This window comes from Pseudobacter sp., assembly GCF_051955275.1.
Taxonomy (GTDB): Bacteria; Bacteroidota; Bacteroidia; order Chitinophagales; family Chitinophagaceae; genus Pseudobacter.
Window position 1 is genome coordinate 12,976 of sequence record NZ_JBQCGW010000298.1, and the last position, 17,241, is coordinate 30,216.

Sequence of the window (17,241 nt, forward strand, 5' to 3'; positions counted from 1 at the left end):
TCTTTCAGATTATAATGTACGTTTTACTTCTTCCTCTTCGAAGGCTTCCACGATATCGCCTACGCGGATATCATTGAAGTTCTTGATGGTAAGACCGCACTCCATGCCTGTAGATACGTCTTTCACGTCGTCTTTGTAACGTTTCAGTGACTGCAGTTCTCCAGACTGGCCTTCTCCCTTCGGATATTCCACGATACCATCGCGGATGATGCGGATCTTGGAGTTACGCGCAATCTTTCCATCCAGTACATAGCAACCGGCCACGGTGGCTTTGTCGAATTTGAAGACGTTGCGCACTTCCACGTTTGCCACGATCTTTTCCTGGATCTTCGGCTCCAACATACCTTCCATCGCTGACTTGATCTCTTCGATGGCGTTGTAGATGATGGAGTAGAGCTTGATTTCCACGCCTTCGTTCTCGGCCACTTTCGCTGCCTGGATAGAAGGACGAACGTTGAAACCTAACACGATGGCATCTGAAGCGGTAGCCAGGAGTACATCGCTCTCGGTGATGGCACCTACTGCTTTGTGTACCACGCTCACCACGATCTCTTCGGTAGACAGTTTCTGCAGTGAGTCACTCAACGCTTCCACGGAACCATCCACATCACCTTTGATGATCAGGTTCAGTTGTTTGAAGTTTCCGAGAGCCAGACGACGGCCGATCTCATCGAGGGTGATATGTTTCTTGGTCCTGAGGCCTTGTTCACGCAGGATCTGCGCGCGGCGGTTAGCCACTTCCTTGGCTTCGGACTCATCTTCGTATACTTTGAATTTCTCACCTGCCTGCGGAGCGCCGTTCAATCCGAGGATCAGAACCGGTGTTGAAGGCGGTGCGTCTTCTGATTTCTTGTTCCTTTCATTGAACATTGCTTTCACGCGGCCATAGAACTGACCGGATACTACCAGGTCTCCCTGTTTGAGTGTACCGTTCTGCACCAGTACGGTGGCAACGTAGCCGCGGCCTTTATCCAGTGTTGCTTCAATGATGGTACCGGTAGCTTCCCTGTCAGGGTTGGCTTTCAGGTTCAGCAATTCAGCTTCAAGAAGGATCTTTTCCAGGAGCGCATCCACATTCAGACCTTTTTTGGCACTGAGTTGCTGGCTCTGGAATTTACCACCCCATTCTTCCACCAGGATATTCATCTGGGAAAGTTGTTCGTAGATCTTGGTAGGATTAGCGCCTTCCTTGTCAATTTTGTTGAGCGCGAAGATCATGGGAACGTTGGCAGCCTGTGCGTGGCTGATGGCTTCCCTTGTCTGTGGCATCACAGCGTCGTCCGCTGCCACCACAATTACCGCGATATCGGTTACCTTGGCACCACGGGCGCGCATGGCCGTGAACGCTTCGTGACCCGGTGTATCGAGGAAGGTGATCTTCTTTCCGTTCTGAACAGTCACCTCATAGGCACCGATGTGCTGGGTGATACCACCGGCTTCACCGGCTACCACGTTGGCACTGCGGATATAATCGAGCAACGACGTTTTACCGTGGTCAACGTGACCCATGATGGTAACGATGGGCGCTCTTGGTTCAAGGTCATCTTCTTCATCCACTTCTTCCTCTTCCTCCATGGCCATTTGTTTTTCCATGTCGATGAACTCAACATCGAAACCAAATTCGTTGGCCACGAGCTCAATCACTTCCGCGTCGAGACGTTGGTTGATACTTACCATGAGGCCGAGACCCATACATTTTGAGATAACATCTGCAAAGCTAACGTCCATCAGGTTGGCGAGTTCGCTTACGCTGATGAATTCCGTTACCTGCAGTTTGTTATCCTGCATATCTCCGTCGCCCATATTGTCCTGAGCACCCTGGCGTTTTTCGCGGCGGTATTTTGCTTTGAGGCTCTTACCACGGCCGCTTGTACCTGCGAGTTTAGCCTGGGTTTCGCGGATCTTATTCTGAATTTCTTTTTCGTTGATCTCTTTAGGCTCGCGGGAAACGAATTTATTTCCACGCTGGCCGGGACCGCGCTGGTTACCGCCACGGTTGAAGCCGCCACCCTGGCCTCCGCCCTGATGACCACCACCGTGATGACCGCCACCCTGACGTTGCTGCTGCCCTTCAGGTTTCTTGAAGAGGTGTGCTGCTTTCTGTTGCGGCGTCTGCTGATCTCTTTTCTCGATCGGGATACGCTTGCGTTTGCGTTTTTCTTCTCCCTGTTGCTGCTGCTGTTGCTGCTGCGTTTGCTGCGTTTGTTGCTGCTGTGCCTGGTTGGATTTAGACCTGTCGTTGCCAATTGGCAGCTGGATCTTACCCAATATCTTAGGACCTTCCAATTTCGTTGCCTTAATATTTTCAATAACCGGCCCGGCTTCTTCTTCAGTAGCAGGAGCGGCTTCTTTTGATTCTTCAACAATTTCAGGAACCGGCTTAGCTTGCTCTTTGGCCTTTTCTTTTTCTACAACTACAGGTTTCTCTGCCTCTTGTTCTTTTGGCTTCTCTTCTGCAACAACCGGCGGGTTTACGGGCTCTGCTGGTTTTTCAGCAGGCTTTTCTTCCACTATGATTTCTTCTTTCTTTACTTCTTCTTTTTTAGGCTCAACAACCGGGGGTGCTTCTGCAACCGGTTCTTCCTTCACTTCGGGTTGTGCTGGCTCTTCTTTCTTCTTCGGCGGTGTTTTCTTCGGCCTTGTAGAAGAGTCGATGGCTGAAAGGTCGATCTTATCGAATACTTTGGGCCCTTCCAGTTCGGGCACATCCACTTTCACTACTTCTGGTTCTGGTTGAGTCTGAACGGGAGCCTGCGGCTGCGGCTGAGGTTCTTCCTGTTTTGGTTTTTCTTCCACCACAGGTGCTTCCTCAGCTTTTGGCTGGGCAACGGGTGCCTGCACTTCTTCTTTCTTCGCTTCTTCTCCCGGCTCTTTTTTAGAAACTTCTTTTTTGAATAAGGTAGCTTCTTCTTCCTTCTTTTTCTTGGCCTCAAGGCTTCCTTTAGGCAGATCGATCTGGTCGCTCTTAAGCTTCGCCACCTTATCGCTCTGGAACTCTTGCTGCAAAGCACGATACATATCCTCCGTCAGTTTGGACGTAGGTTTGAGATCGTCTTTACTAAATCCCTTGCCTACCAGGTAATCAACCAGGGTTTCCTTCCCTACGTTGAATTCCTTGGCTGCGGCCATTAATCTGGGTGTTGTTGTTTCTGCCATTCGTTATTGTAAGACAATTTTTTAGTTTGTTAGCTGTCTGAGACGGAAAAAAGTCAGAAGGGAGCCGGGCTCCCGGCTGTTTTATTCTTTCTCAAACTCTTCCTTCAGGATCTTACGAACAGAGTCGATTGTCTCTTTTTCGAGGTCTGTTCTTCTTTCCAGTTCTTCCGGCGTGAGGTCCAGTACGCTGCGGGCCGTATCGCAACCGATGCGTTTGAACTCATCAATGATCCAGGTTTCAATTTCATCGCTGAATTCTTCCAGGTCGATATCGAATTCCTGAGGTTCGCCTTCCGTATCGCGGTATACGTCGATGCTGTATCCAGTCAATTCCTGCGCCAGCTTGATGTTCACACCTTTTTTACCGATGGCCAGTGATACCTGGTCTGGTTTGAGGTAAACATTCGCTTGTTTGTTGTCTCCGTTCAGGTCCATGCTGGTGATCCTTGCGGGGGTCAGGGAACGTTGGATCAGCAGTTGAAGGTTATTAGTCCAGTTGATTACGTCTATGTTCTCATTTTTCAGTTCGCGTACGATCCCATGGATACGGCTACCTTTCATACCTACGCAGGCTCCAACGGGGTCGATACGGTCATCATAGGATTCCACGGCTACTTTGGCTCTTTCGCCGGGTTCACGGACGATCTTTTTGATCACGATCAGGCCGTCAAAAATTTCGGGAACCTCAATTTCAAGCAATTTAGCAAGAAATGAGGGAGAGGTGCGGGAAAGTATGATTACTGGTGAATTATTTTTTAATTCCACCTTCTTTACCACGGCGCGGATATTCTCTCCTTTTTTGAAATAATCCTGTGGAATCTGCTCTGACTTGGGGAGGATCAGCTCGTTACCTTCCTCATCCAGGAGCAGGATTTCCTTTTTCCATACCTGGTAAACCTCGGCGCTGATGATTTCACCTACGCGGTCACCATATTTTTTAACCAGTACGTTCTTTTTCAGGTCGCTGATACGGCTGGCCAGGGTTTGTTTGGCGGCCAGGATGGCCCTTCGGCCGAAGTCCAGGATGTTCACCTCTTCGTAGAGTTCTTCACCCACTTCAAAGTCAGGCTCAATCTTCACAGCATCACTGTAAGCGATCTCGGCGAGCGGATCGGCCACAGCCCCGTCTTCCACAATCATCCGGCGGCGGAAGATCTCGAGGTCCCCCTTCTCTGCGTTCACGATAACGTCGAAGTTCTCGTCACTGCCGTATTTCTTACGGAGCAGGGTTTTGAACACATCTTCCACTACTTTCATCATCGTGGGACGATCAATATTTTCAGCTTCCTTGAAATCCTGGAAAGCTTCAATCAGGTTGATACTTGCCATATACTACAATTTATAAGATCCTGTTTCGGAATTTATACGCCACGGAAACCGCAGGACTGCAGGGGTTTCTATTGGAAATCCTGACAACTGCGCCATCCAGAATGTGGCTTTTTTAGAATGTTATTTGAATTTTTGTTGATTTTATCGTGTTCAGCGGTAATTCACGGAGCACCAGTTCCACCTGTTTGGCTTTTGGCGCGTGCTTCTGGGATATTGGCTTTTTGGACTTTATTTCTTCCACTACGATGGCATCGTCCTTCACTTCGGTCATCTTCCCCTCGATTTTTGTTCCATCCTGTAGCATAACCTCCACGAGCCTGCCGATATTCTTCCTGAACTGGCGGGGCAGTTTCAGCGGCTCTTCCAGGCCAGGTGAGGAGATCTCCAGGGAGAAATCATCGTTCGGGAACATGCCCGAACCCTCTACCAGTTTGTACAATGCCCGGTTGATGGTTATGCATTTTTCAATGGTGATCCCATTGTCTCCATCAAGAAAGATCTTAACATTATTGGTGGGCTTGATCCTGATATCCACCAGGAAAATCGCGGGATCCTCCGCGATAATGCCATTCACCAGATTTTCGATTGACTGAATTTGTGTTTCCGTACTCATATCCGTTCTCCGTTACTGCTGAGAAATAAAGAAGGGAACGTCTCCGTTCCCTTCTCAACTTCTTTTGCCGATGCAAAGGTAAGGTAAATAAGGTATTACTTCCAAATAACAGGTTGTAACCAATTTACCCTGGCATTAAAGTTATGTGAAGGTTATTTTAAATGCGTGCATCTGTCAATAGTAAGTAACTTTAAAATAAATCCATCGCATTATGAATCAACCTGATAATCTGGGCGACTTCTTCAGGGAAAACAAAGAACTGCTGAAAGTATACGTTGAAACCAAGTCTGAGATCTTCCGGTTACAGGCCATCCGGATCTTCTCCAAATCCATGGGACTGCTTGCCTGGATGGTGATTGCTTCCTTCGTAGCCTTTCTTATCCTGATTTTTGCGGGACTGGTACTGGGTTTCTGGCTTTCTGAACTCACACAAAGTTACGTGAAAGGTTTCGGCCTGACCACTATTATTCTGATCTTACTTTTTGTGGTAGTTGCGGTTTTCCGCGAGAAGCTGTTCGTGAACCCTATTATCAGGAGCATCATTCTCCGCGCACGCGAAGAGGTGAAAGTCCGCAAAAAGGATCTCGAAGAAGAAGATTAGCACGCTCTCATCAACTTTTAATTCAACCTTAATCACTCAATCATATGGCCAGGTCTACCAGCGATATCGATACTCTTTATGAACTGGAAAAAGAGATCTTCAAACTGCAAATGAGGGCAAAGGATATTGAAGTTGTGCTTGACGACAACTTCGATCACTTGCAGGACAACTTCTACAAGATGGGCTGGAACAGCATTTTCAGCGGAAAACGCAGAAGGAAAAAGAAAAAACAGGAAGAAGAGGAAACAGGTTACAATACAGGCTTTATACAGGGACTGCTGGGTACTGAAAGCATTCAGATCCTGCTGCAGCAGCTGGTTCCCATGGTAGCCTCAAAGATATCTGCCTTGCTGGAAAGGCTTGTACAACGCTGGACCAATAAAAAATGAGCTCCGGTTTTGCACTGCCTTAACAGTTTTTTGCACCCGGCTTAGTATCTTTACCATATGTCTTGGAAAGTAGTTATATGGATACTTCTTGGTTATCTGGCATTCAGGTTCATCTTCAGATTCCTGTTGCCATTATTTGTTGTGTCCAGAAAAATGAGGCAGCAGGTGAAACAGTTTCACAGCGCCATGAATAATGCGCAGCAACAACAGGCTGCCCAGAACAATTATCAGTCAGCCAGTACAACAGCTGCTCCGCAACAAAAAGCTCCCAAAGAAAAAGCAGGTGACTATATCGATTTTGAAGAGATAAAATAGTTCTACCCGAGATCCCAGTTGATATCCAGAATTGTTTTACCCGGCTCCAGGTGAATTCCCTGCAGTCCGGCCTTGCGAGCACCTTCCACATTCACAAGGGCATCATCAATGAATACGGTTTCTGCCGCATTGAGCCCTCCGTCTGCAATGATATATTCAAATGATTCCACATCCGGTTTTCTCAGTTTGATGAGATGAGAGTACCAGGCTTTGCTGAACTCATTATCCAGCGATGTGCCATAGGCATCTGAAAAGGTTTTGTGGAAAGATGCCAGGTGGATGGCGTTGGTATTGCTGAAGAGGTAGATATCATATTTCTTACGCAGCTCCCCCAGCAGTTGAATCCTTTCTTTGGGAAAATCGAGCAGCATGGCGTTCCACGCCCCGATCACTTCCTGTTGGCTTTTGCCACCCGTGAGTTGCTGCAGGTCCGTCACAAACTGATCATCGTTGATAAATCCCACTTCGTAGGCTTTGAGAAAACTCTCTGCACGGCCCAGACCGAAGAGGGTACTGAATTCAGGAGCGCCGAGTTGCTCGAAAGCGTGGACAGTTTTTGGGATGTCTAAGTTGAGGAGGACACCGCCGAGATCGAAGATGATATTTTTGGTTGCCATGGGTCAAATTTAGGGAAAGCGTGGGAATTTGAATTTTATGAAATTGCTGTTGGGCGGTTGTTCTATCGTGTCCGGGTATTCGAAGAATTATTTTTGCACAGGATAGTACAAGGATAAGTGAGCGCTGTTATAAAGATATATTTATAACAATTAAAACAAATTCACATGGGATTAATCTATGCAGAACTGGAGCTCATTAATGGAGCAGAATCAACACTTGCCAGACAGAATAAATTTGACAGAGATGAAGTTAAACGAACTGTAGTCAGAATGCTTGTTGATACAGGAGCAGAGTTCCTTTCCATTAATGAGAACATTCAGGAAATCCTGCAACTCCCGGTAGTGGGTACAAAAAGAGTTGAATTAGCTGACGGAAGCATTTCAATATTTGACATTGTTGCTCCTATCGAGTTGAAGTTTTATAACAGACAGACCTTTTGTGAGGCTATTGTTCTTCCCGGCAGTACAGAACCACTTCTGGGAGCTATCCCGATGGAAGGAATGGATGTGATTGTTCATCCTTACAGGAGGGAGCTGATCCCACATCCCGATCACCCGATTGCTCAATTGAAGCTGAAGTAAGAATTGAGACCTGAATCTGATAATACCGAGCCACTCCTAACGAATAAAAAAGAGGATATTCAGGCAACGCCGAATATCCCCGGTATTTATCGAATTCAACCCCGTTAAACTATTTCAATTCAAATTCTGCCTCCTTCACTTCCTGTGAATTTCCACCCACAAATACTTTGAACTTACCCGGCTCTGCCACCCACTTCAGGTCCCCATTGTAAAACTTCAGGTCTTCCACACCAATTGTAAAGCTCACTTCCTTCGACTCTCCTTTTTTCAACGCCAGTTTCTGGAATCCTTTCAGCTCCTTCACCGGCCTTGTGATAGTTCCTACCAGATCACGTATGTACAACTGAACTGTTTCAACGCCATCGTAATTCCCGGAATTACTAACAGTAATGGTTACTCGAATTTTGTCAGCAACACCCATGCTTTTCTTATCCAGTTTCAGTTCTCCATATGTGAACGTAGTGTAGCTCAATCCAAACCCAAAAGGGTACAATGGAGAGTTGGGTACATCCAGGTACTTGGTAGTATACTTCTGGTTTTCATCCAGCGGCCTTCCTGTATTTTTTGAATTATAGTAAATGGGTACCTGGCCTACATTCCTGGGGAAGGTCATGCTGAGCTTGCCGGAAGGATTGGCTTCCCCGAAAAGTACATCCGCAATGGCGGCGCCAGCCTGTGTTCCACCGAACCAGGTTTCCAGGATGGCATCGATATTATCCTGTTCCCACTGCAACGTAAGCGGGCGGCCATTCATCAGTACCAGCACCACGGGCTTGCCGGTTGCTTTGAGAGCCTTCAGCAACGTCAGTTGATTTTCCGGTAATCCGATCATACTGCGACTGGCGGCCTCACCTGTCATGCCAAAAGCTTCGCCCAGAACCGCTACCACCACATCAGCCTGTTGCGCGGTCTGTACCGCTTCCGCGATCAGTTGTTCGGGAGAAGCGCTTTCCAAAACGATTTGTCCATCATGCGCATTCAGTCTTTTCAGCAATGCGGGATCATCCAGCAGGTTGCAGCCTTTGGCATACAGATATGATCCTCCCTTCTGCTCCAGGGCAGCCCAGAGGCTTACCGCTTTTTTATAATCTCCAGCACCGCTCCAGCTGCCGATCAGGTTGCGCTGGTCTTTCACCAGTGGTCCGATGAACGCGATCTTTTTTGAAGCGCTCAAAGGCAATGCCTGTCCTGCATTCTTGAGCAGCACCATGCTTTTGATAGCCGCTTCCTTGCTCAGTGCAAGCTTTTCGGCATTCATGATGACGGTTTTGTTACGCTCTTCGTTGATATAACGATAAGGATCATCAAACAATCCCAGTTTGAATTTTGCCTCCAGCACCCTGCGACAGGCGGCATCGATGGTGGCCATCGTTACCTTTCCTTCCTTCACCAGTTGCGCTCCCTGCCTGATAAAAACTTCACCCACCATATCCATGTCAACCGTTGCATTCAGGCTGAGCTCACCTACCTTCTTTTCATCGCCCATACCATGCGCCATCATTTCATTGATAGCGGTATAATCGGTAACAATCAGGCCATGGAAGCCCCATTGTTTGCGCAGCAGATCGGCCATCAGCCATTTGTTGGCGGTGGCAGGCACGCCATCGATCTCATTGAAGCTGGTCATTACAGTGGCAGCGCCGGCTTTCACAGCTGCCTTGTAAGGAGGGAGATATTCATTGTACATGCGCAGGCGGCTCATGTCAACGGTATTGTAATCGCGGCCGGCTTCGGCTGCACCATAAAGTGCAAAATGTTTCACACAGGCCAGGATGGTATTGTTTTTAGAAAGATCATCACCCTGGTATCCCTGCACCATCGCCTTTGCGATCTGTGATCCCAGGTAGGGGTCTTCACCGGCGCCTTCGCTTACGCGCCCCCAGCGGGGGTCCCGGGCAATATCCACCATGGGGGAGAAGGTCCAGTTGAGACCATCGGCGCTGGCTTCATCCGCTGCTGCACGGGCTGTGCGCTCTATCAGATCCATATCCCAACTGGCAGCGATACCCAGGTTGACCGGGAAGATGGTGCGATGCCCGTGGATCACATCGTATCCAAAGAGCAGGGGGATCTTCAGCCTGGTTTCTTTCACGGCCAGGTCCTGCAATTTGCGGACAGCCGTTGGTGTAAATGTATTGAATACGCCTCCTACCAATCCTTTGCGGATCTTCTCTTCCACTCCCTGGCTGAGGATGGGGCCGGTAACATCAAAACCAATGGAAGGCAGATTGAGCTGTCCCAGTTTTTCTTCCAGGGTCATCTGTTGCATCAGTTTGGTGACAGTAGCATTCATATCCTTCTTTTGCGCAAGCGCTGATACGGAGATCAGCATCAGAAAGGCAGTAAGCCATTTATTGATCATATCATTCTGTTTTTACGGATAACAAATCTCAAGAATTATCAGTACCGGTATCTTTTATGCAGCCCCGAATTGATTGCTGACGTATTAAAGACGTAGAATGAAGCTGCCTGAATACTAATTTACTTCAACGGTACGTCAGGCGATGGTAAGCTATCAACCAGAACCGGTGATCTTTTACAGGTTTTTCAGGTAAGGGCTTTCAAAGCCCAGTTTTTTCAATCCCTGCTGAATTTCAGGGCAGCTCATGAATAATTTCCAGAGCAAACCTGAGCGATGGTTCTCCATCATCACAATGATCGGCCCCTGGTCGATGGCCAGGTGGGAGCCGGCCACCCAGTTCTGGGTCTCATTGAAGGCATCCACAAATCCATATTTCGTCCAGATCTTATCACCCAGCTGGTAATAGAAATGACGTAGTGCCTGCATGCTCTCTTTGGGTGAATATGGGAAGGAGCTGAGGGCAGCGGTGGGAGAAATAGTGCCATTATCATTATCCGGAGCATGCGCATTGTAACCATTATAGGTATCACTGGCGGTCAGGCCCCAGCAGTCTTCGCCATATCCTTTGAACTTTTTCGGATTGAGTATGCAGTGTTGCCTGTTGATTTTCACATGCGCGGTTGTCTGTTCCCAGTAATCTGCGTAGCGGTCTTTCAGTCCATGGGGATCGAGGCCCAGGAAAGAGTAATGTGAAAAGAAAAGTGGTCCGCCATAATCAAAGCCCAGCGGCAGTTTGATGCCGTAAAACTCTCTTCCGTTGCGGAAGAACCAGCTGTTAACCCAGCCCTGGTGGTACACATCGGGTTTCACGGGATAGCGAGGAGAAGAGGCAGCCATCACGTAGGTAATCAAACATTCATTGAATCCGCGGATCTCGAAGTTCATGGCCCAGCCGTTGTTGGGGCTCCAGTGCCAGTAGAGCACATTCCTGCCACCCTGCGTAAACCAGTCCCACTCTGCTTCATTCCAGAGCCAGTTAATGGTATTACGAAGCCGCTCCTCTCCGGGAGTGGCTTTGTTGAAATACTGACGTGCACAAAGCAATCCCTGAAATAGAAAGGAGCTCTCCACGATATCTGCTCCGTCATCTTTCCGGCTGAAAGGTATGGTTTTGCCGGTGCTGCCATTCATCCAATGCGCAAAGATGCCATGGTAATGATCCGCCTTGCTGAGGAAGGTGGCCATTTTCTGAACCCTGGCCAACGCAGAATCCCTCGTCACCCAACCCCGTTCTGCCGCCACCAGTATGGCCATGATACCGAAGCCCGTTCCACCGGTGGTGACCACTTCATCTCCATAATCATAAGCAATATTGCTGCGTTCGCGACTGAGCCCTGATACAGGATGACCAAAATCCCAGAAGTAGCGGAAGGTCTGGCGTTGCACCAGGTCCATCAACTGATCGTCTGTGAGATTGGGAATGATGGCCGTACTGACAGAATCTTTCGCAGCTTTCTTTACTGTTTTCTTCTGCGCCTGTAATGCATATGTACAACCTGCAAGCACAACCGAAACCAAGAGATATTTGAATACCTTCGTCATTTTCACTTTTTAATAGTCCTGTTTAATTGCCGGGATAGGTAAATCCCAGCTGTTGTAATCCCGTTTTCACTTCCGTACAACTCATGAAAAGATCCCAGAGCAGTCCACTCCGGTGGTTTTCTATCATAATGATGACCGGTCCCTGGTCGATGGCCAGGAACGAATCCGCAAACCATTGGTCTTTCAGGGAAAAAGCATCTATGAAGCCGTATTGTTTAAAGAGTTTATCACCCAGTACATAATAAAAGAATTTCAGTGCCTTCATGGACTCTGCCGGGGTGTATGGCATGGAGCTCAAAGCAGCTGTGGGAGCAATCACGCCCAGGTCATTGGTAGGTGAGGACGCAGCGTAACCACCGGAAATATCGCTGGCAGTAAGTCCCCAGCATTGATCGGAATAACCAAACTGGTTGTTCGGATTATTGATGCAATGTTTTTGGTTGATAAGGGAATGATTGGTCACCTGCTGCTCATAATTGCCATAAGCATCCGACAGTCCGCGGGGATCGAGGGCCAGGAAGGAGTAATGAGAAAAGAAGAGAGGTCCTCCGAAAGCGGGTCCCAGTGGCAGTTTGATGCCGTGATAATTATTGTTGTTGATCATGGGGCCTCCGCTGGCCCAGCCCTGATCATATACAGATGCAGGGATCTTGTGTACCGGAGCGGATGCTGCCAGTACGTAGGTGATCAGGCATTCGTTCCATCCTTTGATGGGCATATTCATCTCCCAGTTGTACTCATTGCTGTAATGCCAGTAAAGCACCTGTTCATTGTTCCTGCGGAACCAGCTCCATTCCACATCCTGCCAGAGACTGTTGATATCCGCTCTCAGAGTGGTTTCTGCTGCATCGGCAGCGTTGAAGAACTGCCTGGCCGTGAGCAGGCCCTGCATGAGATAGGAGGTTTCCACCAGGTCTGCTCCATTGTCTTTGGTGCTGAAAGCGAAGATCTTTCCTGTAGCTCCGTTGAGCCAGTGCGGGAAAGCGCCATGTACTTTCTCTGCATTCTTCAAAAAGCTCACCATCGTCTGAAGTCTGACACGCGCTTCTGCGCGCGTGATGAAATTCCGGTGAACGCCGACCAGCAGCGCCATGATTCCGAAGCCGGAGCCTCCGGATGTTACGATATCTCCGGAGGAATTCCTTTCCCTGGCCAGGCCACTGATGGGATGCGCAAAGTCCCAGAAGTAACGAAAGGTCTGTTCCTGTACTTTGGTGAGCAATTGTTCATCAGTGATCCGTGGAAATTTATCGGATGAATCCAGTGATGTTACAAAATGCAACTGCACGGGCGTTATCAAACGCCCGCCGTTGCCCGATCTGAGTGACGATGCTACTTCCAGAAAATATTTTTCGTAATACCCCAGGGGTTGAGCCGGTTGTACTACCAGAATGCTGTCACCCGCTTCGTAGGTCAGGTTCAATGGAATGGCGCCACCTGGTTGCTTTGTAAGCGATACTGCTGCACTGACAGTGGCTTTATCAATTTTTGCCGGCAGCTTGAATCTGATCTGTGGCTGCCTCGGCACATCATAGTTGAAATTCTGAGCAGGCCTTCCATTCACCGTATGATAAGTGAAATTGAAATGCACAGGTGATGGCGGCGGATCTGGATCCGGCTCAGCACCGCCGCGACTGCAGGCGGCCGTGCAAAAAGCAACTGCTGTCAATATCAGTAAATTTCGCATAATGATCAGCGATATAGGGAACGATAAATGTGAAGGACTCCGCAATACGGAGCCCTTCTTTATTAAACTACTGCTTGCTATTAAAAAGTGCTGTTATTTCGGTTGCAGACAGCGCCTTCCCGTAAATGCGGAACTGGTCAAGCGAGCCTGTGTACTTCACCATCCAGCTGTCCGGCGTAGCATTCAAAGCCAGGTGGCTGGGACCTCCGATCACAAAACCACTTACATTTTTGAAGCTGAGCTTTCCACGGGGATTACCGGCATTCTTCACGTCAGTAAGGTTTGCAGGCAGGCCGGTAAGCGCATTGCCATCAATGTAGGTAGTGAGCTTTGAAGTGGTTTCATCATAAACAAAGGCCAGATGATGCCACTGGTCATTGAGCACATTCTGCAGACGGTTGGCTCCCACAAATTCAAACCACTGGTCCTGTATCATGAACTTGAATGCACCCAGGGCAGCGGTGCTCTGGTTACCGTCTTCAATCAGCAGGAAGGATTCGCTTTTGTGCCAGATGTCTGTAGTAGTTGGCAGGGCGAAAACAAACTCAGCCCCTGAACCCGGCGCATGCGGCGTTTTTTTCATCCAGAACGAAATGGTGAAGCTGGTGACTTTTGCAAAGTCGTTGGCGGACGGATATTTGATATAGGAGTTAGAACTGCCTTTATAAGCTTTCCCTGTTACTCCCGCTTCAAAAGTGGCGTTCACCTGTGTGCCGAAATTGGCCCTGATGCTATCCACTTCAGTATTCTCAAATGCAGTATAGAACTTCAGTATGCCGCCGGGATTGTCCGGGTCTTTGGGAAAGTTGGGCATACCAGGCCTGTCCAGTTTCTGGCAGGCAACGCCGGCCAATGCGGCCAGCAGGCATATGGTGATCAGTGATTGATTGCTTTTCATAAAAGTTCTTTTCAGATTGAAAGAATGAATTCGTGTACCTCAACCCTTAATTGTAATCAGGGTTCTGCACCAGCTTGCCACCGGATTTATCGATAGCACTTTGTGGGATAGGATAGAATTTGCTTCTCGCCTGGTATCCCAGTGGTCCCAGCACTGTCAACGCCCTGTCCCATCTTACGAGGTCATAGAATCTCTCGCCTTCCATGGCCAGCTCTGCTCTTCTTTCTTTGTAAATGGCCTCGCGCAGCTCCGCCTGGTCAGTGGTGGTAACTTTCGGAAGAATGGCGTTGTTTCCATTTCTTGCGCGGAAACGAACTTCTTCCAGGTAGCCCAATGCCTTGGTGGTATTGGCTGCTCCACCCAGTTCATTGGCTGCTTCAGCGGCCATCAGCAATACATCCGCGTAACGGAGGATACCGATATTAAGCCATCTGCTGAAATGAGGGTCACCGGAAAAAATGGTGATCTTACTGCGGCGAACGGGGTCTGTATATACTTTCTTATTCCAGTAAGGCTGCGCCAGCGGAGGAAAAGGCGGCAGGGTTCTGCCGTAGCCACCTGTGGAAGAACCGCCGTCGGACTGTCCGGAATAAAGGATAGTAGCGTCTTTGCGGGGATCGCTGTCTTCGTAGAAGTCAACCAGCGCTTGCGTGGGAACATTGAAGCCCCAGCCCAGATCCCAGTCTCCGGAACCACGCACCCCCTGTACCTGGTTGTGGTTATTGCCCAGGTTCACGGATCCGTTGACATTCACGTACATCTGGATTTCGAATAAGGATTCAAGTGAATTCTCTCCTTCTTCTTTAAACAACCTGTAATATGGACTGATGAGCTCATACCTGTGAGAGCCGATCACGTCTTCTGCCTTGGCAAGTGCACCTGCCCAGTTCTTACGATAGAGTAATGTTTTTGCCTTCAGTCCATCAGCTGCTCCTTTAGTAGCACGGCCAATGAATTTAGCGGGCCATTCCGGAGGCAGGTTGGCGATGGCAAAATCAAGGTCTGCATCAATGAGGGTGTAGATCTGAGCGGCAGTTGATTTGGCGATGTTTGCATCTTCGGGTTTGTAGATCTTGAAATCTATTTTAGGCACATCTCCGAAGTCGCGCACCAGGTCAAAATAAGCAAGCGCGCGCAGGAAAGTAGCTTCAGCACGGTTCTGCTGACTGGCCTGATCTGTGAGCTTCATGGAGTCCACATCATGGATCACGGCGTTGCAGAGTGTGATGAAATAATAGTGATCATCCCAGTAAACAGTGGCCTGTCCCTGTGCGGCATCATACTGGTACTGGTCAAAAATAGGAGTGATGAAACCGGCATCACCAGTGGTGCTGCCTTTGGCGGCATCGTCTGAACGGATATTTTTGAAGCCGAGTGTAGGGAATCCGCTCATTCCATCTTTGCGGAGCTCCCCATAAAGCGAGAATACTTTTCCTTCCACGCCTCCCTGCACGATATCGTCTTCGGTTCCCACGCCGAGCGGCTTTCTGTCGAGGAATTTAGAGCAGCCTGTTACTCCGGCCACCAGGAGCACTACGGGCAACAGCGCGCTGATCCATTTATTATTGAGTGTCATGATCATTAAGTTTTTTGTTAGAACGTAACATTGAAACCGGCAGAGTAAATAGCAGGCAGCGGGTAGGATCCTCTGTCTACACCAAATTCAATAGCCGAGCCGCCATATTCTGGAGAGAAACCTGAAGTTTCCTTAAATGTTTTCAGGTTCTGTACATTCACAAATACCCTGCAGCTTTGCATGAAGCGGGTGATCCCAACTTTCTTCACTTTTACATTGTAGCCAAGGCTGATATTGCGGATACGAAGGTAGCTGCCGTCTTCCACCATATAAGAAGATGGTTGTTTGTTGATGGCTCGCTGGTCGTTCAGCTGTGGTTCCCAGTTGCTGGTGCCGGGTCCATGCCACCTGTTAAGCCTGTCTTCCCTGTAATTGAACACGGCATAAGTATTACCGTTACCCCAGCTTCTGAAAATTTCGTTGCCGTATACACCCTGGAAGTCGAGCGACAGGTCGAAGCCTTTGTAGTCAGCTCCCAGCGAGAATCCGTAAATGAAGTCAGGTGTGGGATTGCCGATCAGGGTACGGTCGTTGTCATCGATCTTACCGTCAGGGCCGGTGGGTTTGCCATTGGCGTCTTTGGGACCCGCCACATCTTTATATTTCAGATCGCCGGGACCATATTCACCCAGGAAGCTGGCATTGGGAGAAGACATCTTTTCCGCATAGGTCTGGTAAACACCTTCCACCACATAACCGTAGTAATACCCGATGGGCATTCCGGCTGTAACGCGGCTGGCATTGGCTATTATCTCAAAACCGGTCTGATATATGCTCAGTACTTTGTTCTTGAATGTGGTGATATTACCACTGATCGAATATCCGAAACCGTTAGGCAGCTTGTCAGTCCAGGTAGCGGAGGCTTCAATGCCTTTGTTCTCTATTTCACCTGCATTGGTGATACCTGGCTTCTGGCCGCTGATGCCCGGGTAGTTGGTCAGCAGGTCAGTGGTTTTTTTATGATAATAGGCTGCTTCCACACGGAGGCGGTTCTTGAGGGTTGCCAGTTCAAAGCCACCTTCTACAGAGCGCACCTGCTCCCATTTCATGTTCTGGTCAGCAATATAACTGGGGGTATAAGCCGCTACCACATTGTCTCCGAATACGGCGCTGGAGCCACTGATCAGCTGTGGATAGAATGGATAGTGAATGCCTGTATACTGGTTTCCAAGTACGCCCCATGAAGCCTTCAGCTTCACATAATCAAAGATGGTTTGTCTTTCCATGAATTTCTCTCTGGTCATATCCCAGGCGGCACCTACTGCAAAGAAGTTCTGGAAGCGGTTGGCAGGAGAGATCTCGGAAGAACCATCTCTTCTGAAAGAGGCGTTCAGCATGTATTTCCCCTTGAAATTGTACAGGGCCCTGAATAAATAAGATACAGTTGCCTGCTCCCATTGTAAAGGTTTGGGATTGGCGAAGTCATCATTCTCCGGACTGATTCCGGATATCCTGGTGGCAGGGTCTCCGAAGAAATTATCCACGTACCAGAAACGTTTGTCGCGCGGAATGGGTGTTCCGTTTGCGAACTGGGTAACGGAACCATTGGTTTCTTCATAAGCGCTGAACTAAGT

The 17,241-nt window shown here is 48.7% G+C and carries 14 protein-coding genes; 4 read left to right on the plus strand and 10 right to left on the minus strand.

The window, feature by feature from the left end; genetic code table 11:
- Positions 1 to 9: 9 nt before the first annotated feature.
- The 3 genes from infB to rimP all read right to left on the minus strand — a co-directional run bounded on the left by infB (position 10) and on the right by rimP (position 5,098).
- A complete protein-coding gene (gene infB / locus ACTHMC_RS26245) occupies positions 10 to 3,156 on the minus strand; it encodes a translation initiation factor IF-2 (protein WP_440417859.1) in 3,147 nt (1,048 codons plus the stop codon).
- A gap of 81 nt (positions 3,157 to 3,237) precedes the next feature.
- Positions 3,238 to 4,485, minus strand: a complete 1,248-nt coding sequence (gene nusA / locus ACTHMC_RS26250) for a transcription termination factor NusA (protein ID WP_440417861.1) — start codon at positions 4,483 to 4,485, stop codon at positions 3,238 to 3,240.
- Positions 4,486 to 4,597: 112 nt separating this feature from the next.
- Positions 4,598 to 5,098: a ribosome maturation factor RimP gene (gene rimP / locus ACTHMC_RS26255; RefSeq protein ID WP_440417863.1), complete on the minus strand. Its 501-nt coding sequence runs from the start codon at positions 5,096 to 5,098 to the stop codon at positions 4,598 to 4,600.
- A 211-nt stretch (positions 5,099 to 5,309) separates the two neighbouring features.
- Between rimP and ACTHMC_RS26260 the strand changes: the two genes are divergently transcribed.
- The 3 genes from ACTHMC_RS26260 to ACTHMC_RS26270 are packed head-to-tail and all read left to right on the plus strand — an operon-like array spanning position 5,310 to position 6,403.
- Positions 5,310 to 5,699 carry a hypothetical protein gene (locus tag ACTHMC_RS26260; protein ID WP_440417864.1) on the plus strand — a complete coding sequence of 130 codons (390 nt, stop codon included), beginning with the start codon at positions 5,310 to 5,312 and terminating at the stop codon, positions 5,697 to 5,699.
- Between the two features lie 44 nt (positions 5,700 to 5,743).
- On the plus strand, positions 5,744 to 6,088 hold the full coding sequence (locus tag ACTHMC_RS26265; RefSeq protein WP_440417865.1) for a hypothetical protein: 345 nt from the start codon (positions 5,744 to 5,746) through the stop codon (positions 6,086 to 6,088).
- Between the two features lie 57 nt (positions 6,089 to 6,145).
- Entirely contained in the window at positions 6,146 to 6,403 is a 258-nt protein-coding gene (locus ACTHMC_RS26270; RefSeq protein ID WP_440417867.1) for a DUF4834 family protein, read from the plus strand.
- A 2-nt stretch (positions 6,404 to 6,405) separates the two neighbouring features.
- On the opposite strand, the gene ACTHMC_RS26275 is transcribed toward ACTHMC_RS26270, so the two are convergent.
- Positions 6,406 to 7,020, minus strand: a complete 615-nt coding sequence (locus tag ACTHMC_RS26275; RefSeq protein WP_440417868.1) for an HAD family hydrolase — start codon at positions 7,018 to 7,020, stop codon at positions 6,406 to 6,408.
- A gap of 165 nt (positions 7,021 to 7,185) precedes the next feature.
- On the opposite strand from ACTHMC_RS26275, the gene ACTHMC_RS26280 reads away from it, so the two are divergent.
- Complete coding sequence (locus ACTHMC_RS26280) at positions 7,186 to 7,602, plus strand: aspartyl protease family protein (protein WP_440417870.1); 417 nt, start codon at positions 7,186 to 7,188, stop codon at positions 7,600 to 7,602.
- A 109-nt stretch (positions 7,603 to 7,711) separates the two neighbouring features.
- Here ACTHMC_RS26280 and bglX read toward each other — a convergent pair whose 3' ends face one another.
- The 6 genes from bglX to ACTHMC_RS26310 form a co-directional block, all read right to left on the minus strand.
- Positions 7,712 to 9,964, minus strand: coding sequence for a beta-glucosidase BglX (gene bglX / locus ACTHMC_RS26285; RefSeq protein ID WP_440417871.1), 2,253 nt, complete (start codon positions 9,962 to 9,964; stop codon positions 7,712 to 7,714).
- Between the two features lie 174 nt (positions 9,965 to 10,138).
- Positions 10,139 to 11,506 carry a glucoamylase family protein gene (locus ACTHMC_RS26290; RefSeq protein WP_440417873.1) on the minus strand — a complete coding sequence of 456 codons (1,368 nt, stop codon included), beginning with the start codon at positions 11,504 to 11,506 and terminating at the stop codon, positions 10,139 to 10,141.
- A 22-nt stretch (positions 11,507 to 11,528) separates the two neighbouring features.
- Entirely contained in the window at positions 11,529 to 13,193 is a 1,665-nt protein-coding gene (locus ACTHMC_RS26295) for a glucoamylase family protein (RefSeq protein ID WP_440417874.1), read from the minus strand.
- 67 nt (positions 13,194 to 13,260) lie between these two features.
- Complete coding sequence (locus tag ACTHMC_RS26300; RefSeq protein ID WP_440417875.1) at positions 13,261 to 14,091, minus strand: LamG domain-containing protein; 831 nt, start codon at positions 14,089 to 14,091, stop codon at positions 13,261 to 13,263.
- Positions 14,092 to 14,137: 46 nt separating this feature from the next.
- A complete protein-coding gene (locus ACTHMC_RS26305) occupies positions 14,138 to 15,667 on the minus strand; it encodes a RagB/SusD family nutrient uptake outer membrane protein (RefSeq protein ID WP_440417876.1) in 1,530 nt (509 codons plus the stop codon).
- A gap of 17 nt (positions 15,668 to 15,684) precedes the next feature.
- On the minus strand, positions 15,685 to 17,151 hold the full coding sequence (locus tag ACTHMC_RS26310) for a SusC/RagA family TonB-linked outer membrane protein (protein WP_440417878.1): 1,467 nt from the start codon (positions 17,149 to 17,151) through the stop codon (positions 15,685 to 15,687).
- Between the last annotated feature and the right edge of the window lie 90 nt (positions 17,152 to 17,241).